Genomic DNA, 19,465 nt, shown 5'->3' with positions numbered 1-19,465 from the left:
TTGCCAACTGACGGAGGCCCTGTGTCCCAAGCTTCTCTCCCGCGCTCGCCCAAACCGTCTCAAGGCTGGGTGCGCGAGTTTACAAAGCCGTTAACAGATTCCCCCGGCGCTCCGCCAAAATCGTTAAACTTGCTGCAAAACGTGATGGAGAACCGAAATAACCTGTGAACAAGCCGTGAACAAACCCTTTCCCTCGGCCCCGTTCCGGCGTAATTTGCCCCCATGAGCAGTTATGACGACATGGACGCCTTTGAAGGCGTCTCGCTTTCCGCGCGCGCCATGGCGGCGCGCCCCACGCCGTATCTGGATGACCTCAACCCCGCTCAGCGCGAGGCGGTGGAGCGTTTGGACGGTCCCGTCCTGATGTTGGCGGGCGCGGGCACCGGCAAGACCAAGGCGCTGACCGCGCGCATCGTGCATCTGCTGATGACGGGCCGTGCCCGGCCCAACGAGATTCTGGCCGTGACCTTTACCAACAAGGCCGCGCGCGAGATGAAGACCCGCGTCGGCCGCATGCTGGGCCAACCGGCCGAGGGCATGCCCTGGCTCGGCACCTTCCATTCGATCTGTGTCAAGCTGCTGCGCCGGCATGCGGAACTGGTCGACCTGAAGTCGAACTTCACCATTCTCGACACCGACGACCAGCTGCGCCTGCTCAAGCAGCTGGTGCAGGCTTCCAATATCGACGACAAGCGCTGGCCCGCGCGGCTCTTGGCCAATATCATCGACGGCTGGAAGAACAAGGCGCTGACGCCCGACAAGCTGCCCGCTGCCGAGGCTGGCGCCTATAACCATCGCGGGCCCGAACTGTATGCCCAGTACCAGACCCGCCTGCGCGAGCTGAACGCGGTCGATTTCGGCGACCTGCTGCTACATATGGTCACAATTTTCCAGACCCACCCGGATGTGCTGGAACAGTATCAGCGCTGGTTCCGCTATGTGCTGGTGGACGAGTATCAGGATACCAATATCGCCCAGTATCTGTGGCTGCGGCTGCTGGCGGGCGGGCATCGCAACATCTGTTGCGTGGGCGATGACGACCAGTCGATCTATGGCTGGCGCGGTGCCGAAGTGGGCAATATCCTGCGGTTCGAAAAGGATTTTCCCGGTGCCCATGTGGTGCGGCTGGAGCAGAACTATCGCTCGACCCCGCATATCCTGGCCGCCGCATCCAATGTCATTCGCGGCAACGAGGGGCGGTTGGGCAAGGAGCTGTGGACCGATGCGCAAGAGGGCGAAAAGGTCCGCCTGATCGGCCATTGGGATGGCGAGGAAGAGGCCCGCTGGATCGGCGAAGAGATCGAGGCGATGCAGGGCGGCACACGGGGCGTGCGCCCGGTCTCGCTGGATGAAATGGCGATCCTGGTGCGCGCGGCGCATCAGATGCGCGCGTTCGAGGACCGGTTCCTGACCATCGGCCTGCCTTACAAGGTGATCGGCGGCCCGCGCTTTTACGAGCGGATGGAGATTCGCGATGCCATGGCCTATTTCCGGCTGGTCACCAGCCCTGAGGACGATCTCGCCTTTGAGCGGATCGTGAACACCCCAAAGCGCGGCCTTGGCGACAAGGCGCAGCAGGCCATTCGCGCGGTCGCGCGCGAAAACGGGGTGTCGCTGGTCGAAGGTGCCCGGATCGCGGTGGAGAACGGCCTGATCAAGGGGAAGGGCGGCAAGGCGCTGGGCGAGTTGACAGACGGTCTGGCCCGCTGGGCTGCCCTGACGCGCGGCCCGCGGATCGAGATCGACGACGAGTCGGTTGTGGACGATGACACCGCCCCGATGCAATTCGGTGCGCCCGAAATGTCGCATATCGAATTGGCGCAGGTGATCCTGGACGAGTCCGGCTATACCGCCATGTGGCAGAACGACAAGACGCCCGAGGCGCCGGGGCGGCTGGAAAACCTCAAGGAACTGGTCAACCAGCTCGACAATTTCGAGAACCTGCAAGGGTTTCTAGAACATGTCAGCCTGGTGATGGACAACGAGCAGGACAGCGGCGGGGCCAAGGTCTCGATCATGACCCTGCACGCGGCCAAGGGGTTGGAATTTCCCGCCGTCTTCCTGCCGGGGTGGGAGGACGGGCTGTTCCCCTCGCAACGCTCGATGGATGAAAGCGGCCTCAAGGGACTCGAAGAGGAGCGGCGGCTGGCCTATGTGGGCATCACCCGCGCCGAAGAGGTCTGTACCATCTCCTTTGCCGCCAACCGGCGGGTGTTCGGCCAGTGGCAGAACGCGCTGCCCTCGCGGTTCATCGACGAATTGCCCGAGGATCATGTCGAGGTGCTGACGCCTCCGGGCCTTTATGGCGGTGGCATGTCCTCCCCCGGCATCGAAAGCCGCGCGGCGGCGGCGGATGGCTATAACTCCCCGGGGTGGAAGCGACTTCAGGCGCGGCAGGGGCAACACGGTCTGTCGCAACCGCGCGAAAGCCGCACCACGGTGATCGACCTCAACGCGGTGGCCAGTTTCACACTGGGCGAGCGCGTCTTTCACCAGAAGTTCGGCTATGGACAGGTGATCGGCATCGAGGGCGACAAGGTCGAAGTCGATTTCGACAAGGCGGGCCTCAAGAAGGTCGTTGCCCGCTTCCTCTCCGCAAAGGACGATGTTCCGTTCTAGTCGCGCGCGGCCTGCCGCCTATTGCAGCGCGATCATTGCGATTCCGATGGCGATCAGCACCGCCCAGCCCAGGCGGTGCAGGCCGCGCGGCTCTTTCAGTACCAGCGCTGCCAGAATTACCGAAACCGGGACCGACACCTGCCGGACCGCGCTGACTGCCGCCGCCTCGGCGCCCAGCTGGAAGACTCGCAGGATCAGCAGATAGGACAGGTAAGAGGACAGCCCGGCAAACAGGATGCGCCAGGGGTTTTGCGCCCATCCACGCACCACCCCCAAAAGCGGCGCCGAGGTGCCCCGATCCTCCCACGCGCGCAGTGCCGCCATTGCCAGCGTAACCAGCGCATAGGTCCAGAACAGGAAGGGCGCGCTGGTGGTGTCCTGCATCGCGGTGGCGTCCGAGATCGAATAGGCGGCCGACCCCAGCATGGCCAACAGCGCCATGGCAAAGGCGCGCGGATCGTCCAGCAGCCGCCCGTTGCCCCGCTGGATCATCAGCCCGGACAGGATGATCAGCGCCATGCCCGACAACGCCGCCCAGGAATAGCTCTGCCCGGATGCCAGCCAGCTGATCGCGGCGATTGCGAGCGGAGAGGAGCGCACGATCGGGTAATAGGCCGACAGGTTGCCGCGCCGCAGCGCCGACAGGGTGCCGTAGTAATAGACCGTCAGCCCCAGCGCAGAGACCGCCACCAGCGGCCAGACCCGCGCGGGCAGGGCGGGACCCTGTCCGCTAAGCGCCATATGTGCCCCGGCAAAAACCATCCAGGACAGGCAGACGCCGGTATAGCAGGAGACCGGATGGGCCACCCCCTTCAGCGTCAGATCCCGCAACGGATGGGTCAGCGCCGACAGCAGGACCATCAGGATCCACACAAGTTCCATCTAGGCGCCGGGCTTGCCCAGGTAACTGTCCACATGCAGGGTGAACTGATCGCCCTCGATGGTGGCAACGCCATAGGCCAGCGGCTCGGCGCTGTGTTCCTGCCCCTCACGCTCGGGGATCAGCGGCACCTGGTGGTTGGTGCTGGGCAGCGAAGTGAACGGATAGCCGCGCCAGTTCACATAGGTGGTGCGGTGTACGTGACCATAGAAGACGTGGCGGATGTTGCGTCCTGCCTGCAATGTGGCGTGGAACGCGTCGGGCTGGCGTAGCTTGATCTCGTCGACATAGGGAATCGCGATGTCAAAGGGCGGGTGATGCAGGAACACATAGACCGGCATGTCGCCCGCCCGTTCAAGCTCGGCCGCCAACCAGGCCAGCCGGTCGTCGCACAGCTCTCCGTCATGGATATCCGGTCCGCCGGTCAGCGTGTCGAGGAACAGAAACCGGGCGCCGCCAGCCGTATGGCCATGCTGGATGAACCCGTTTGCATCGCGCGGATGGTCGGGAAAGACGCTCAGGAAAGTCTCGCGCACGTCATGATTGCCCAGCATCAGGAAGACCGGAACCGGGAAATGCGCCAGCCGCTCGCGCAGCCACTCGTAGCACTCCCTGTCCCCCAGATCGGCGAGATCGCCCGATATGACGCAGAATTCGGCATCGCAATGCCATGTGGCGATGTCCTCAAGCACCTTTGACAGTTTTTCGATGGGATCGCTGCCGCTCAGGCTCTGGCCCGGGGGCATCAGGTGGATGTCGCTCAGGTGGATGAATTTCATGCTGATGCGCCTCGATATGGGGTCTTCCTGCTCAGGATAGAACCAGCAACCGAGATTGTCGAAGCGTCGGAATGCGTCACAGGGTGCCTTTGTCCGCGACATGACGGCCGTTCACACAAAAAACGACGGCGCCCAGGGAGGAGGAGGGGCACCGCCGTTCATTGCAACATCCGGGCAGGGAGGAGGAGAAGCCCCGATGTATCCGAACCCGGGATCGACGCCCGGTATGAGGGTCGCGGCGGTGCAGGGAGGAGGAGAGCACCGCCGCGCGCTTTCTACACCGGACAGGGAGGAGGAGAGCCCGGTGTATCCGCGTCCGGCTGTCTTTGCCGGTATTGGTGCGGCGGCATCAGGGAGGAGGAGGATGCCGCCGCGTCGTCTCAGGCCCTAGGGAGGAGGAGAAGGGCCTGATCCCGAAAATTCGTGGCGCTCAGCGCGCCGTGTAGTCCTTGGCCGCCTGCATGGCGACACGCTTGATCATCGACCGGTGCAGGCCCAGATCGGCCAGTTCCCGTCCCGAAAGCGCCGACAGTTCGTTCACCGTCTGGCGATAGATGCGATGCTCGGCAAACCGGCTCCGCGCGGCCTCGATCAGCGCCAGAACGCCAAGACCGTGGTGGCCTTTCAGGGTGCTATGTTCGCTTGTCACAGCCATCGTTCTCATCCGTATCCGTTTCGTCCGCACCGTGTTGTGGCGCTTGCTTGAGGCTGAAGATAGGCGATTGCTGCAGGTGCACAATAGCTCTTCGATTCAATGCTGCTATGCAGCAAGTGCATAGATTACTTGGATAAGTTCGAGAATCGCTAAAAGCGCCATATTTTATTGAGGTTTTCTGATCCGACGCATTTGGCCGCTCTTTTTCGGTCGAGAACCACTCAAGAGCGAACGTCTGAGACTTACGCAACGTGATTTTATTTTGAGCACGAAAAAAACGGACGCTGCCGCTGCCGCGCTGACTCGCGGCTGGGCGATCTTGAGTGGTTGCCGATTTGACCGGCGGATATGGGAAATCGTGGGACGGATGTATCTGGTCGCCGACGTGATCTCCATTTCATGGGGGGCGGGGCGTGATTCGCGGTCAGAATTGAGAACAAAAAGAAAACATAGGGATGAGTATCGCTAGATGTAGAATTTTTTTGGGAAATCGGGGGAAATTTTGGGATGGAGCAAATATGTCCATATATAGTTGTTTCGTGTAACTCTCTGTCTGTATGTCGTGCGTGGGTGCTCGATCCTTCTGATGTGTTCTTGCTTCGTTCAAGTGGCGCCCTGCTGTATGTCCATAGATTGGTGTTGATTTCCATAATTTCCCATGGCATCCCTTGTTCATCCGATGAGGACGAGGCGACAGGGGCACCAAACGACCCCAACCAAGAAAAACAAGGTTTCATACAGGCACTTCGCTTTCATCGAACCAAGAGATCCGGCGCGCGAGCGAGCAGACATCCCCCCAGGTGGCGCGCGCAGTCGGACACCCCGCAAAGCGGGCTAAGGCGGCGGGTTGATCAGTGGCAGCAGATCAACCCGCCGTTTTCACGTTTCTGGGGGCGGAAATTCAACGGGGGCGCAGGCGAAAGGGACAGTCGGCTTGGCGCGCAGGTTCAGAGGCGAAAGCAACCATAAGGTTGACAGCAAGGGGCGGGTGTCCATTCCCGCCTCGTTTCGCCGTGTTCTGGAGGCGGGCGATCCGAACTGGCAATCCGGTGGTAATCCCGAGTTGGTGATCGTCTATGGCGATCACCGTCGCAAGTTCCTCGAATGCTACACGATGGAGGCGATCGACGAGGTCGATGCCAAGATCGACGCGCTGCCGCGCGGCTCGATGGAACGCAAGATGCTTCAGCGCATGTTCCACGGTCAGTCCTTTCCCACCAGCGTCGACGAGACCGGGCGCCTGGTGTTGCCCGCGAAGCTGCGCACCAAGATCGCGCTTGGCGACGAGGCCTTCTTTATCGCGGCGGGTGATACGTTCCAGATCTGGAACCCGGCCACCTATGAAGAGGAAGAGCTGGCCGCCGCCGAGGAATGGCTGGACGAGCTGCCCGAGGATTTCGATCCGATGCAGTATCTCGACGGGGCCGGGGGCAGCTGAGATCATGTCCGGAACCGCTGCCCCCTCTCCCGACGATCCTCACATTCCCGTTCTGCTGCGCCCGCTTCTGGCGGCGGTTGCGCCGGTGTCGGGGGTCTGGCTGGACGGTACATTCGGTGCTGGTGGCTATACCCGCGGCCTGCTGGCCGCCGGGGCTGACCGCGTCATCGCGGTGGACCGCGATCCGCTGGCCTTTGAACTGGCGGCGGATTGGGCCGGTGAATATGGCGGCCGGCTGGTGATGCAGCAGGGCGTGTTTTCCCGCATGGACGAATATGCCAGCGATCTGGATGGAGTTGTGCTCGATCTCGGGGTCTCCTCGATGCAGCTTGACCTCGCCGAGCGCGGGTTTTCCTTCATGAAGGATGGCCCCCTCGACATGCGGATGAGCCAGGAGGGGCCGAGTGCCGCCGATCTGGTCAATACCGCGACCGAGGCCGAACTGGCCGATATCCTGTTTCATTATGGCGAAGAGCGCGCCAGCCGCCGCATCGCGCGGGCCATCGTCAAGGCGCGCGCCGACGCGCCGATCGAGACGACTCTGCAACTGGCCGCCATCGTCGAAAGCTGTCTGCCCCGGCCCAAGCCGGGACAGTCGCATCCCGCCACCCGCAGCTTTCAGGCGCTGCGCATCGCGGTGAATGCCGAATACGACGAATTGTTCGAAGGGCTGATGGCGGCCGAGCGGGCGCTGAAGCCCGGCGGCAAGCTGGCGGTTGTCACCTTTCATTCGATCGAGGACCGGATGGTCAAGCGCTTCCTTCAGGCGCGGGCCGGGCGCAGCGGGCGGGCCAACCGCTATGCTCCTGAAACCGTCGAGGACGCACCGCGGTTCGAGCTGCTGACCCGCAAGGCCGTCGGACCCGATGATCAGGAACTGGCCGAGAACCCGCGCGCGCGCTCCGCCAAGCTGCGCGTCGCGATCCGCACCGACGCGCCGGCCGGTACGGTAGACGCCAAATCCATCGGCATGCCGCAACTCAGGGGGGGATCGCGGTGAAAAGTGTGATCTATGTGCTGACCGCGCTGGCGGTTCTGGGACTGGCGCTCTGGGCCTATCAGGAGAATTACCGCACCCAGGAGGTGTTGAAGGATACCCAGCGCCTGCAACGCCAGATCGGCGAGGCACAGGTCCGGCTGAACGTGCTGCGCGCCGAATGGGCCTATCTCAACCGTCCCGACCGCCTGCGCGAACTTGCTGACCTGAATTTCGAGCGTCTGGGCCTGTTGCCCATGCGTGCCGACCAGTTCGGGCGGGTCTCGGAAATCATGTATGCCGAGGATCCCGCCCTGCCGATCATCAACGGGATCGACGTGTCGAATTTCTCGGACGCCGGAACCCTGCCGCCGGAGCAACAGCCATGATCCGCACCCCTCTGCGCCCGCTTGCCCGTGTCCTGCATGCCCGTGCCAAGGGTGAGAACCCCGATCTGATCGAACGCGAGAACATTCGCCTGCGCCATGAAGAGATGCAGGACCGTTCGCGCGCCCGCGCCGAGGGGCGGCTGCTGGTGCTGGGTGTCTTTTTCTTCTGTGCCTTTTCGGTGGTCGGCGCCCGCATGGGCATGCTGGCCTCGTCCGAGGCGCAGGAGCCGATGGCCAGTGCCCCCGGGGCCACCATCGCGGCGCAGCGCGCGGATATCGTCGATCGCGAAGGGCGGCTCTTGGCCACCAATTTCGAGACCCATTCGCTTTATGCCCAGCCGCCGCAGATGGTCGACCCCGTCGCCGCCGCCGAGGGGCTGGTCCGTATCTTCCCCGATCTGGACCGCGACCGGCTGGTGCGCGACTTTACCGGCAAGCGCAAGTTCATCTGGATCAAGAAACGCATCAGCCCCGAGCAGAAGCAGGCGGTGCATGATATCGGTGACCCCGGCCTGCTGTTTGGCCCGCGCGAGATGCGGCTTTATCCCAATGGCCGGCTTGCCGCGCATGTCCTGGGTGGTGCCGGGTTCGGCCGCGAAGGGGTGGACGCCGCCGAAGTGATTGGCGTTGCCGGTGTCGAAAAGCAATTCGACGGCTATCTGCGTGACCCGGCCAACGGGACCAAGCCCTTGCAGCTGTCTCTTGATCTGACGGTGCAGGCGGCGATGGAGCAGGTGCTGGACGGCGGCATGAAGATCATGAGCGCCAAGGGCGCCTCGGCCGTCCTGATGGATGTGCATACGGGCGAGGTGGTTGCCGCCTCTTCCTTGCCCTCCTTCGATCCCAATGACCGGCCACGCCCGCCCACCAGCGGCTTTGACCCTTCGGACAGCCCGCTGTTCAACCGTTATGTGCAGGGGGTGTACGAGCTGGGCTCGGTCTTCAAGATCTTCACTGCCGCGCAGGCGGTCGATCTGGGGTTGGTCAATTCCGATACCATCATCGACACCTCGGGGCCGATGCGGATCGGCAAGTTTCCGATCGGCGAATTCAACAACAAGAATTACGGCAAGATCAGCATCGCCGACGTGATCGTGCACAGCTCGAACCGGGGGACCGGGCGGCTTGCGCTTCAGATCGGGGCCGAGCGGCAGCAGGCCTTTCTCAACAGTCTGGGCATGTTCGATCCGACCCCGTTCGAGATTGTCGAGGCCTCGGGCGGACAGCCGCTCAAGCCCAAGAATTGGGGCGAGTTGAGCACCGTCACCATTTCCTATGGCCATGGCCTGTCGACCAGCCCGATGCATCTGGCGGCGGGCTATGCCGCCATCGCCAATGGCGGGCAATATGTCAGCCCGACGGTGCTGAAACAGAAAGGCCCGCAATATGGCCCCCGGGTGATGTCGGAAAGCGCCGCCCGGCAGGCGCGGGCGATGCTGCGCAAGGTGGTCACCAGCGGCACCGCCAGCTTTGGAGAGGTGCCGGGCTATCAGGTGGGCGGCAAGACCGGCACCGCCGACAAGCCCAAGCCGCGCGGCGGCTATTACGATGACAAGGTGGTCGCCACATTCGCCAGCATGTTCCCGGCCTCGGACCCGAAATACGTGCTGGTGGTGACGCTGGATGAACCCTCGATCCTGGCCTATGGCGAAAAGCGCCGCACCGCCGGCTGGACGGCGGTGCCGGTCGCAGCCGAACTGATCGGCCGGGTCGCGCCGCTTCTGGGTCTCAGGCCACAGCTTGAGCCCGCTCAGGGGTCTGGCTATACGCTCACCTCGAACTGAACATGAGGTGAGGGCGCCATGGGTGACTCGGCACGAAGACTAAGCCATCTGGCGCTGACCGCCCGGGGCGGGCGTGACCCTGAAATCACCGGGCTGGCCGTCGACAGCCGTCAGGTGCGCGACGGGTTCCTGTTCGCGGCGCTGCCCGGCAGCCGGGTGCATGGCGGCGAGTTCATCCAGTACGCCCTGCGGATGGGCGCCAGCACCATCCTGACCGATGCCGAGGGCGCCCGCATCGCGGCCGCCGAACTGGACGCCTCGCAGGCGGCGCTGGTGGTGGTCGAGGATCCGCGCCAGACGCTGGCCCTGACGGCCGCGTTGTGGTTCGGAGCGCAGCCCGCCACAATGGTCGCGGTCACCGGCACCAATGGCAAGACCTCGGTCTCGACCTTCGTGCGCCAGATCTGGACCGAGCTGGGCCATGCTGCCGTCAATCTTGGCACCACCGGGGTCGAGGGCGCCTGGACCGCGCCGCTGGCCCATACCACGCCGGAACCGATCACCCTGCATCGTTGTCTGGCCGAGGCGGCGGCAAACGGCGTCACCCACGCGGCGATGGAGGCCTCCAGCCACGGGCTGGAACAGCGGCGGTTGGACGGAGTGGTGCTCAAGGCCGCCGGGTTCACCAATTTCACCCAGGACCATCTGGATTACCACGCCACCTTCGAGGCCTATTTCGCCGCCAAGGCGGGGCTCTTTCGCCGGGTGCTGCCACCTGACGGGGTGGCGGTCATCAACATGGATGACCCCAAGGGCCCCGAGATGCGCGCGATTGCCGCCGCGCGCGGCCAGAACGTGCTGACGGTGGGGCGTGGCCCCTGTGACCTGAGCCTGACCAACCAGCGCTTTGACGCCACCGGTCAGGACATGCTGTTTTCGTGGCGGGGCAAGGCCTATCAGGCGCGGCTTGACCTGATCGGCGGTTTTCAGGCGGAAAATATCCTTTTGGCCTGCGGGCTGGTCGTCGCCTGCGGCGAGGACCCGGTACGTGTGTTCGAGATCCTGCCGCATCTGGGCACGGTCCGGGGGCGGATGCAGCTGGCCGCGACCCGCGCCAATGGCGCTGCGGTTTTTGTCGATTACTCCCATACCCCCGATGCCGTGGCGACCGCGCTCAAGGCGCTGCGCCCACATGTGATGGGCCGGCTGGTGGCCATTGTCGGCGCCGGTGGCGATCGTGACGCGACCAAGCGCCCGCTGATGGGCAAGGCGGCGGTGGAAAACGCCGATATCGTCATTGTCACCGATGACAACCCGCGCAGCGAGGATCCCGCGCTGATCCGCGCCGCCGTGATGCAGGGCGCCCCCGGTGCCACCGAAGTGGGCGACCGGGCCGAGGCGATCCTGCGCGGTGTCGACACGCTGGAACCGGGCGATGCGCTGCTGATTTGCGGCAAGGGGCATGAGACGGGGCAGGTGGTTGGCGACCAGGTGCTGCCCTTTGATGATGTGGAACAGGCCAGCATCGCGGTGGCCGCACTGGAAGGACGGCTGGCATGACCCTCTGGACCGCAGCCGAAGCCGCCGAGGCCACCGGAGGCCGCGCCATGGGCGACTGGCAAGTCACCGGCATCTCGATCGACACCCGCACCATTGCGCCGGGTGACCTCTTCGTCGCACTGACCGCCGCCCGCGACGGCCATGATTTCGTGGCGCAGGCGCTGGAGAAGGGCGCGGGCGCCGCGCTGGTCTCGCGCATACCCGAGGGGGTGGCCCCGGACGCGCCGCTGTTGCTGGTCGAAGACGTGCAAACCGGGCTTGAAGCTTTGGGCCGCGCCGGTCGTGCCCGCACACAGGCACGCGTCGTGGCGGTGACCGGCAGTGTCGGCAAGACCTCTACCAAGGAAATGCTGGCCGCCATGCTGGGCGTTCAGGGCCGCACCCATGCCAGCGTCGCCAGCTACAACAACCATTGGGGCGTGCCGCTGACGCTGGCTCGGATGCCGCGGGATACCGAATTTGCGGTGATCGAGATCGGCATGAACCATCCCGGCGAGATCGCGCCCTTGGCCCGCCAGGCCCGCCCGCATGTGGCGATGGTCACCACCGTCGCGGCGGTTCATCTGGAGGCGTTTGACGACGTGGCCGGTATCGCGCGCGAAAAGGCCGCAATCATGGAGGGGCTGGAGCCCGGCGGTGTGGCGGTTCTGAACGCCGATATCGCCGAGGCGGATATCCTGCGCGCCGCCGCTCAAGGCGCCCGGCAGGTTTCCTTCGGGCGTGCCGCGCAAGACTATCGCCTGACCGGGGTCGATGTGGCGGATGGGATGACCCATGCCCGCGCCGACACACCGGCTGGCCCCGTCAGTTTCACCCTGCAATCGGCGGGAACGCATTTCGCGATGAACGCGCTGGGGGCTCTGGCCTGCTGCGATGCGCTGGGCGCCGATGCGGGGGCGTCTCTGCAAGGGTTGCAGCGCTGGACCCCCTACAAGGGGCGCGGCGCGCGCGAGATCGTGACCCTGCCCGGCGGGACGCTGACCCTGTTCGACGACAGCTATAACGCCAACCCGACCTCGGTCGGGGCTGCGCTCGAAGTGCTGGCCAGCGCCTCGGGTCGCCGTCGCGTGGCCTTTCTGGGTGACATGAAGGAGCTTGGCCCCGAGGAACTGCCGCTGCACGCCGGTCTGGCCGCGCTGCCGGCGATGGCGCGCATCGACCGGGTCCATTGCATCGGGCCGCTGATGCGCGCCCTGCACGCGGCTCTGCCCGAGGCCAAACGCGGGCGCTGGACCGAGACCGGTGCCCAGATGCTGGCCGATCTGCCCGCGCTGGTCGCACCGGGCGATACGGTGCTGGTCAAGGGCTCGCTCAGCATGGGATTGGCCCATCTTGTTGACGGGCTGCGTGAAATGGGCCATGGGGCCGGATCGAAACAGTCGGAAACGTAACAAGGACGCCGTCGCATGCTTTACTGGTTGACTGCCCTGTCGGACGGGGGGGATGTCTGGAACCTCTTCCGCTACATCACCTTCCGCGCGGGCGGGGCCTTCATGACGGCGCTGATTTTCGGGTTCCTGTTCGGACGTCCCCTGATCAACGTGCTGCGCCGCAAGCAGGGCAAGGGTCAGCCGATCCGCGACGACGGCCCCGAGGGGCATTTCTCCAAGGCGGGCACGCCGACCATGGGCGGGCTGCTGATCGTGGGGGCGCTGTTGACCTCGACGCTGCTCTGGGCGCGCTGGGACAACCCGTTTGTCTGGATGGTGCTGTTCGTGACGCTGGCCTATGCGCTGATCGGCTTTGCCGACGACTATGCCAAGGTGTCGAAACAGAACACCAAGGGCGTGTCGGGCAAGATGCGGCTGGCGCTAGGCATCATCATCGCGGTGATCGCCGCGCTCTGGGCAGGCTACAACCATCCCGCCGAATTGCAGAACCAGCTGGCGCTGCCGGTGTTCAAGGACACGCTGATCAATCTGGGCCTGCTCTATGTGCCCTTTGCGATCTGCGTCATCGTGGGGGCGGCCAATGCGGTCAACCTGACGGATGGTCTGGACGGGCTGGCGATCATGCCCGCGATGATCGCGGCCTCGACCCTGGGCGTCATCGCCTATGCGGTGGGGCGGGTCGACTTTACCGAGTATCTCGACGTGCATTACGTGCCGGGGACCGGAGAGATCCTGATCTTCACCGCGGCGCTCTTTGGCGCCGGGCTGGGTTTCCTGTGGTATAACGCGCCCCCTGCGGCGGTGTTCATGGGCGATACCGGTTCGCTGGCGCTGGGCGGCGCACTGGGCGCCATCGCGGTGGCGACCAAGCACGAGCTGGTGCTGGCCATCGTCGGCGGGCTTTTTGTGGTCGAGGCGCTGAGTGTCATCATCCAGGTGCTCTATTTCAAGCGCACCGGCAAACGGGTGTTCCTGATGGCCCCGATCCATCACCATTACGAGAAAAAGGGCTGGGCCGAACCCACCATCGTAATCCGGTTCTGGATCATCTCGCTGATCCTGGCGATGATCGGGCTGGCCACACTCAAGGTCCGCTGAGGCGGGCCTTTCGTACACCGAATTGACCGTTTTGTACCCGCTCCCGGAGGGGGATTGACCGTTTTGTACGGGGTGGTAGGGGGCGTTTCTGGCATTGTTGATCTTATGTTTGTCGTGCAGGTCGCGGTTTTGAGGCGATTGAACCGGGAAGCAAAGGGGGCAATAAGTGAAGCTTGGGGCGATCAGTGGTGAGATCTGCCGGAATAGGATCACGAAGCTCCGGTTACTTGCTTCCGCGCCTCGACCTCAATCTGGAAACCTGGACACGCACTTCGCTGCCGCAATAACAACAGGTCCCTACAATGCCGCCCTTGCCAAAAAACGGTTCAGGTTTTTTTCCGCCACTTGGATCCTCCAAGACCGGACAAGGTCGATTGCATTCGTTGCACCGAGCCAAGAAATAGTGCTTTTCTGGCTCGATCTTCGCTGGTGAAAGAAATTTCACAAACGAATGAATGCCCGCAGATTTTCCATCGCTCGATTGCCAATGCTGTAAATTTGCCATCAATTCTGCTGTTTCGTTTACATAGTCAGGATTTTTCATGCGATTTTTTGAATGCCCATTGTTCATAAGCCATTGAGTTGTCATCACTTCGAGGGTTCTGAAACCAATCGCTTCGTAACCGACACCGAAATCGCCAACGTTTCCGAACTCCTTGGAGCTAATTCCCGATATGTGTATGTCAAGATTTTCTCCATCGTTGATTGGATGGATGATCGGCACAATTCTAACGCCTTCCGCTGTGGCGACACATTGTTGTAGGTTCCCGCCAATGGTTGGGTCGCCTTCTGTATTGATAGTATCGAGAAGAATTTCCGCATATGGCGCTGATGCAACTTTGTGTGGATTCATGCGAGCGTGCTTGAGGAAGCTTTTCGCGCCAGAACCCAAAATTCTCAGTCCGGTGTCCTCAATCGTCACCTCAGAGTACGCATAGCGCCAAGGCGTCAGGCCCTCATCAATGCCGATCTCGTAAATCTTCAGTTCTTTGGTGCGTGGACAAGGACCAAACAGCAGCACCGTGTATTGTCGATTCTTTGCGTCAAAGATGCCATCATCCAAGAGAAGATTGGCGAGGCGGGTCAATGCGTCGACAAATGATACAAAGTCGGGGGCTTGCTTTGCGTCTTCTTTGTGCAAGTTGGAGAAAATGTTCGATGCCATTGAGTAAAGCGCCGTTGCGAAGAGTATATCCCCCGCGAAAGCGAATCCAAATTCCCCTCTTATTTCCTTGAGGTTGCCCTTGCTTACTACCCCTATCGAAGCTCTGAACGGCAACACTAATAATTTCGAGAAATGGTCTGTAACGGGTTTGATCTTATCGTTTGGTCGATGTGTTACCCGAGAGTCAGAGTAGCAGACTACCTTTCCAGGCTCACGGGTAATGATCAAAATTGTCATTAATTTTTTCCTCACGCTACGAAAAGCAGCTTGATGGGTGCAATCCGAACTTTCAAGCAGGTTGCATTACTTCGGCCTGCTGCGAAAGGCGGAGCGGCATCCGGACTATGCCACCCGCCTCAACAACCTCGCCGGGGTGGTGCAGGCGCAGGGCCGCTATACCAAGGCCGAGGCGCTCTATGCTGAGGCGTTGGAGATGTATGAGAAGTCGCTGGGGGCGGCACATCCGAATACGCAGACCGCGCGGCAAAATCTGGCGCTGCTCCTCTCCCAAAACCCCACCTGACCCCGCTTGCAATCCGCCAGAGCCTCGGTACAGGGTGGCGCGAAACGGGTTTGAGGGAGAGCAGGCATGATCCCGGTCAAAGGGTTTGCGGGCGCCAGGGTGGCGGTTTTGGGTCTGGGCCGGTCGGGGCTGGCCACGGCGCGGGCCTTGCGGGCGGGGGGCGCCGAGGCGCTTTGCTGGGACGACAACCCCGCCGCGCGCGAGGCGGCCGAGGGCGAGGGCTTCCTCATCCGCGATCTGCGCAAACAGGGCGTCTGGGACGATACCGCCTGTCTGATCGTGTCGCCGGGCATCCCGCACCTTTACCCCGAACCCAACCCGGTGATCGCCGCCGCGATGGAGGCAGGGGTGCCGGTAGACAATGATATCGGCCTCTTCTTCCGCTCCTTCGCGGGACCCGAATGGAACAGCATGGACACGCTGCCCCGCGTGGTGGCGGTGACCGGGTCGAACGGCAAGTCGACCACCTCGGCGCTGATCCACCACATCCTGAGGGAGGCCGGGCGGCCCGCGCAACTGGCGGGCAATATCGGGCGCGGGGTGCTGGATATCGAGCCGGGAGAGGAGGGGTCGGTCGTGGTGTTGGAACTGAGTAGCTATCAGACCGATCTGGCCCGCGCGCTGACGCCGGATGTGGCGGTGTTCACCAATCTCTCCCCTGACCATCTGGACCGGCATGGCGGCATGGGTGGCTATTTCGCGGCCAAGCGCCGGCTTTTTGCCGAGGGCGGGCCGGACCGCGCGGTGATCGGGGTGGACGAGGCCGAGGGGCTGTATCTGGCGGGCCAGATGTCGGAAGGGCCGGCGGATGACCGGGTGATCCGGGTGTCGGTCAGCCGCAAGCTGACCGGGCCGGGCTGGCAGGTGTTTGCGCGCAAGGGGTATCTGAGCGAGTACCGCAAGGGGCGGCAGGCGGGGTCGATCGACCTGCGCGACATTCGCGGCCTGCCGGGGGCGCATAACCACCAGAACGCCTGTGCTGCCTATGCCGCCTGCCGGGCGCTGGGGCTGAGCCCGCGCGTGATCGAGGCGGGAATGCGCAGCTATCCCGGCCTGCCGCATCGCAGTCAGATCGTGGCCGAGGCGGGCGGAGTCACTTATGTCAACGACAGCAAGGCCACCAATGTGGATGCCGCACTCAAGGCGCTGGGCGCGTTCAAGCGGATCCGCTGGATCTGCGGCGGCTTGCAGAAAGAGGGTGGCATCGCGGCGCTGAACGACGGACTGGGCGAGGTACTGAAGGCCTATGTGATCGGACGCGAGGCTGCCGGCTTCGCGCTGCAACTGGAGGTCGAGAGCGAGGTCTGCACCACCATGGACGAGGCGGTCGCCCGCGCCATGGCCGAGGCTGAGCCCGGCGATACCGTGCTGTTGGCCCCGGCGGCGGCCAGCTTCGATCAGTATGACAATTTCGAACGTCGTGGCGAAGATTTCATGGCCGAAGTGCAGAAACGTCTGGCCGGGTAGGGGGCGCTGCCCCCGTCACCTTCGGTGCCTCCCCCGGGATATTTCAAGCAAGAGGAACGAGCGAAGGCCTGCTCCTTCATTTCGTCTCAAATACTCCGGAGCGCGAGGCAGCGCCTCGCATCGGCGCTTGCGATCAGCGCTGTGCCTTGGCAATCGCGGTGCCTGCGGCGTGTCCCGAGGACCATGCCCATTGGAAGTTATAGCCGCCGAGCCAGCCGGTGACGTCCACCGCCTCGCCGATTGCGTAGAGACCGGGTAGGGATCTTGCCGCCATCGTGCGGGCGTCGAGCCCGTCCGTGTCGATGCCGCCAAGCGTGACCTCGGCGGTGCGATAGCCCTCGGTGCCCGAGGGCGTCAGGCGCCAGTCGTGCAGGGCGTCGGTGAGACCGCGCAAGGCGCTGTCTGACTGGTCGGCGAGGCGGCCCTTGAGGCCCAGTTTCGGCGCCAGGAACTCGACCAGGCGAGCTGGCAGGAGGCGGGCAAGTTCGGTGGTCAGGTCGCGGCGACCCGTGGTCCGCCGCTGGTCGCGCAGTTCGGTATAGAGATCGAGGTCGGGGGCGAGGTCGACGCCGATCTCCTCGCCCTCGCGCCAATAGGAGGAGAGTTGCAGCACGGCTGGCCCGCTCAGACCGCGATGGGTGAAGAGCAGCGCCTCGTCGAACGAGGCGCGCTGGTTCGACAGGCGGGCGGGCAGGGAAAGCCCGGCGAGCGGGGCAAAACGACCCTCGGGGAAAGTGAACGGGACAAGGCCCGCGCGGGTTTCAGTGATCGTCAGGCCGAATTGCCGGGCGATGTCATAGGCCAACCCGGTGGCGCCCATCTTGGGGATCGACTTGCCACCGGTGGCCAGCACCAGGTTGCGGGCGGTGAGCCGTTCTGTCTTGCCCTCGCGTTCGACCATCAGGCAGAAGCGCCCATCGGCATGGGACAGGTCCTTGAGGCTGGTGTTCAGCCAGAGGGTCGCGCCCGCGCGCTCCATCTCCGAGAGCAGCATGGCGACGATCTGTTTGGCCGAGCTGTCGCAGAAGAGCTGGCCCAGCGTCTTTTCATGCCAGGCGATACCGTGGCGGTTCACCAGGTCGATGAAATCCCATTGGGTGTAGCGGGCCAGCGCCGATTTGCAGAAATGCGGGTTCTGCGACAGGAAATTTTCGGGGCCTGCGTACATATTGGTGAAGTTGCAGCGGCCGCCGCCGGAGATGCGGATCTTTTCCCCCGGAGCGCGCGCATGATCGAGCACCAGCGTGCCCGGTCCCGCATGGGCCGCGCACATCATGCCGGCGGCGCCAGCGCCCAGGATGATCGTGTTCAACTGCATGTGTCGGGGGTGCCGCACCACGCGCGATTTGGCAAGGGGGGCAGGTGAAGGGCTCAGATGATCGGCGGAATAGCGGGCTTGCGCCGCATGCCGCTGACTGCGTTCAGAACCACGGCGGCGAGGATGATCGCGCCGCCCCACAGGGTGCCTGCGCTGGCCTCTTCGCCCAGCAGCAGCCAGACCCAGACCGGCGCCAGCATCGACTCGATCATGGTGATCAACGTCAGTTCGGCGGCGGGCACAACCTGACTGCCCATCGTATAGAGCGCCATGCCCACCGCCAGCAGGCCCGCGCCCATCGCCATGGCAATGGCGATGTCGCGCGCGGGCACCAGGAGCGGCTGGCCGGTGAGCCCGAGCATTCCCAGCGCCACCATCATCGACAGCATGCCGCCGATGGCGACGGCGGGCATCATGTCGCCCAGCCGCCCCCAGCGCAGCGACAGGGTGAAAAGCGCAAACCCCATGGCCGAGGCGAGCGCCGCCAGATTGCCCGCCAGCGCCCCCAGCGCCAGCCCTTCGCGCACCATCACCACCAGGCCGACCAGAGCGATGGCAATGGCGGCCCAGGTGGCGCGCCGCACGCTTTCGCGCAGCACCACCCAGCTCAGCGCGGCAGCCAGAAAGGGGGAGGCGGCGAACAGGAAGACGGCATTGGCCACGGTGGTGGACTGGATGGCAAAGATCGCGCCCGCGAAGGCCACCACCAGGCCGAAGCCAGCCATCAGCCCGGCCCGCCCGGTGGCGCGCAGGGCGGGCAGGATCGGTTTGCGCCTGCGCCAGGCGAAAAAGGCCAGAAGCGTGGGCACCATCGCCGCCGAGCGCCAGAACAGGATCGCCCAGGTCCCGGCCACTTCGATTTCGCGGATGGCAAGGCCCATCAGCGACCAGAGCAGCGCGGCGGTTGCCACCAAAATGACCCCTGTCGAATAGCGCATGCCCTTTGCCCCTTGCCCCGGTAACGGGGCGATGGTGGCGGCGGGTCGGGGGCGCGTCTGTTCCGTTCGCGACGTGACGCGCCGCAAAACGCGGGCGCGTCAGGAGGTTGCGGAACACTGATCCCGGTTCTTGAGCCGATGGCCCACATCGACGATCGCCAAGATCGCGGGAACCAGGTCCTGGCCCAGATCGGTCAGGCTGTATTCGACCGAGGGCGGCGAGGTCGGGCGCACCTCGCGCCGGACCACGCCCTTGTGTTCCAACTCGCGCAGGCGCGCGGTCAGCATCTTGGCCGAGATGCCGGGGATATCGACCCGCAGCTCGTTGAACCGTCGTGCGCCGCCGCTGAGATACCAGATCACGTTCGGGGTCCAGGCGCCGCCCAAAAGCTTCATGCATTCGCTGAGCGGGCAGCGGCCGGGCAGGGGGGCAGCCTTGTTTCGGGTGATCTTGAGTGCCATCGAATTCTCACCTGGTAACCTTGGGGTAACCGGATAAAGAAGTAACAAAAAGAAATCAAGTTTACTTCGGTAACTGGATGACT

Annotated in this window: 17 protein-coding genes; 10 read left to right on the top strand and 7 right to left on the bottom strand. The window is 63.8% G+C overall.

Features of this window, described 5'->3' with window-relative positions; translation table 11 throughout:
• Positions 1–222: 222 nt before the first annotated feature.
• The gene (locus tag AC2FNY_RS08380) at positions 223–2,619 is read left to right on the top strand and encodes an ATP-dependent helicase (RefSeq protein WP_234143350.1); all 2,397 of its coding nucleotides are present in this window, start codon (positions 223–225) and stop codon (positions 2,617–2,619) included.
• 18 nt (positions 2,620–2,637) lie between these two features.
• Here the strand turns inward: AC2FNY_RS08380 and AC2FNY_RS08375 are convergent, their stop codons facing one another.
• The 3 genes from AC2FNY_RS08375 to AC2FNY_RS08365 form a co-directional block, all read right to left on the bottom strand.
• A complete protein-coding gene (locus tag AC2FNY_RS08375; protein WP_496802172.1) occupies positions 2,638–3,501 on the bottom strand; it encodes an EamA family transporter in 864 nt (287 codons plus the stop codon).
• Complete coding sequence (locus tag AC2FNY_RS08370; RefSeq protein ID WP_234163000.1) at positions 3,502–4,278, bottom strand: phosphodiesterase; 777 nt, start codon at positions 4,276–4,278, stop codon at positions 3,502–3,504.
• 430 nt (positions 4,279–4,708) lie between these two features.
• Positions 4,709–4,933, bottom strand: a complete 225-nt coding sequence (locus AC2FNY_RS08365; RefSeq protein ID WP_234137702.1) for a DUF1127 domain-containing protein — start codon at positions 4,931–4,933, stop codon at positions 4,709–4,711.
• A gap of 934 nt (positions 4,934–5,867) precedes the next feature.
• Here AC2FNY_RS08365 and mraZ point away from each other — a divergent pair.
• The 7 genes from mraZ to mraY are packed head-to-tail and all read left to right on the top strand — an operon-like array spanning position 5,868 to position 13,509.
• Positions 5,868–6,371 carry a division/cell wall cluster transcriptional repressor MraZ gene (mraZ, locus tag AC2FNY_RS08360; RefSeq protein ID WP_234137703.1) on the top strand — a complete coding sequence of 168 codons (504 nt, stop codon included), beginning with the start codon at positions 5,868–5,870 and terminating at the stop codon, positions 6,369–6,371.
• A 4-nt stretch (positions 6,372–6,375) separates the two neighbouring features.
• Positions 6,376–7,371, top strand: coding sequence for a 16S rRNA (cytosine(1402)-N(4))-methyltransferase RsmH (gene rsmH, locus AC2FNY_RS08355; protein WP_496802171.1), 996 nt, complete (start codon positions 6,376–6,378; stop codon positions 7,369–7,371).
• The gene (ftsL, locus tag AC2FNY_RS08350; protein ID WP_234137705.1) at positions 7,368–7,736 is read left to right on the top strand and encodes a cell division protein FtsL; all 369 of its coding nucleotides are present in this window, start codon (positions 7,368–7,370) and stop codon (positions 7,734–7,736) included. Before rsmH ends, ftsL begins: the two co-directional genes overlap by 4 nt.
• Entirely contained in the window at positions 7,733–9,520 is a 1,788-nt protein-coding gene (locus AC2FNY_RS08345) for a peptidoglycan D,D-transpeptidase FtsI family protein (RefSeq protein ID WP_496802170.1), read from the top strand. Before ftsL ends, AC2FNY_RS08345 begins: the two co-directional genes overlap by 4 nt.
• Positions 9,521–9,538: 18 nt before the next feature.
• Positions 9,539–11,020 (top strand): UDP-N-acetylmuramoyl-L-alanyl-D-glutamate--2,6-diaminopimelate ligase, encoded by a 1,482-nt coding sequence (locus tag AC2FNY_RS08340; protein WP_496802169.1) that lies wholly within the window; start codon positions 9,539–9,541, stop codon positions 11,018–11,020.
• A complete protein-coding gene (locus AC2FNY_RS08335; protein ID WP_496802168.1) occupies positions 11,017–12,411 on the top strand; it encodes a UDP-N-acetylmuramoyl-tripeptide--D-alanyl-D-alanine ligase in 1,395 nt (464 codons plus the stop codon). Before AC2FNY_RS08340 ends, AC2FNY_RS08335 begins: the two co-directional genes overlap by 4 nt.
• Before the next feature lie 15 nt (positions 12,412–12,426).
• Positions 12,427–13,509 (top strand): phospho-N-acetylmuramoyl-pentapeptide-transferase, encoded by a 1,083-nt coding sequence (mraY, locus tag AC2FNY_RS08330; protein WP_234137709.1) that lies wholly within the window; start codon positions 12,427–12,429, stop codon positions 13,507–13,509.
• A 223-nt stretch (positions 13,510–13,732) separates the two neighbouring features.
• Here the strand turns inward: mraY and AC2FNY_RS08325 are convergent, their stop codons facing one another.
• Positions 13,733–14,911 carry a hypothetical protein gene (locus AC2FNY_RS08325; RefSeq protein ID WP_496802167.1) on the bottom strand — a complete coding sequence of 393 codons (1,179 nt, stop codon included), beginning with the start codon at positions 14,909–14,911 and terminating at the stop codon, positions 13,733–13,735.
• 37 nt (positions 14,912–14,948) lie between these two features.
• Here AC2FNY_RS08325 and AC2FNY_RS08320 point away from each other — a divergent pair, with 37 nt between their 5' ends.
• Positions 14,949–15,197 carry a tetratricopeptide repeat protein gene (locus AC2FNY_RS08320; RefSeq protein WP_496802166.1) on the top strand — a complete coding sequence of 83 codons (249 nt, stop codon included), beginning with the start codon at positions 14,949–14,951 and terminating at the stop codon, positions 15,195–15,197.
• A gap of 66 nt (positions 15,198–15,263) precedes the next feature.
• A complete protein-coding gene (gene murD / locus AC2FNY_RS08315) occupies positions 15,264–16,664 on the top strand; it encodes a UDP-N-acetylmuramoyl-L-alanine--D-glutamate ligase (protein WP_496802165.1) in 1,401 nt (466 codons plus the stop codon).
• 133 nt (positions 16,665–16,797) lie between these two features.
• On the opposite strand, the gene AC2FNY_RS08310 is transcribed toward murD, so the two are convergent.
• The 3 genes from AC2FNY_RS08310 to AC2FNY_RS08300 all read right to left on the bottom strand — a co-directional run bounded on the left by AC2FNY_RS08310 (position 16,798) and on the right by AC2FNY_RS08300 (position 19,382).
• Positions 16,798–17,982 (bottom strand): BaiN/RdsA family NAD(P)/FAD-dependent oxidoreductase, encoded by a 1,185-nt coding sequence (locus AC2FNY_RS08310; protein WP_234137712.1) that lies wholly within the window; start codon positions 17,980–17,982, stop codon positions 16,798–16,800.
• A gap of 53 nt (positions 17,983–18,035) precedes the next feature.
• Positions 18,036–18,920 (bottom strand): DMT family transporter, encoded by an 885-nt coding sequence (locus AC2FNY_RS08305; RefSeq protein ID WP_234216298.1) that lies wholly within the window; start codon positions 18,918–18,920, stop codon positions 18,036–18,038.
• Positions 18,921–19,019: 99 nt separating this feature from the next.
• The gene (locus AC2FNY_RS08300) at positions 19,020–19,382 is read right to left on the bottom strand and encodes a winged helix-turn-helix transcriptional regulator (protein ID WP_234177124.1); all 363 of its coding nucleotides are present in this window, start codon (positions 19,380–19,382) and stop codon (positions 19,020–19,022) included.
• Between the last annotated feature and the right edge of the window lie 83 nt (positions 19,383–19,465).

Source organism: Ruegeria sp. BHSC223 (assembly GCF_059613025.1).
The sequence above is the reverse complement of the archived record's forward strand: the minus strand, read 5'-3'. Positions and strand labels throughout refer to the sequence as shown.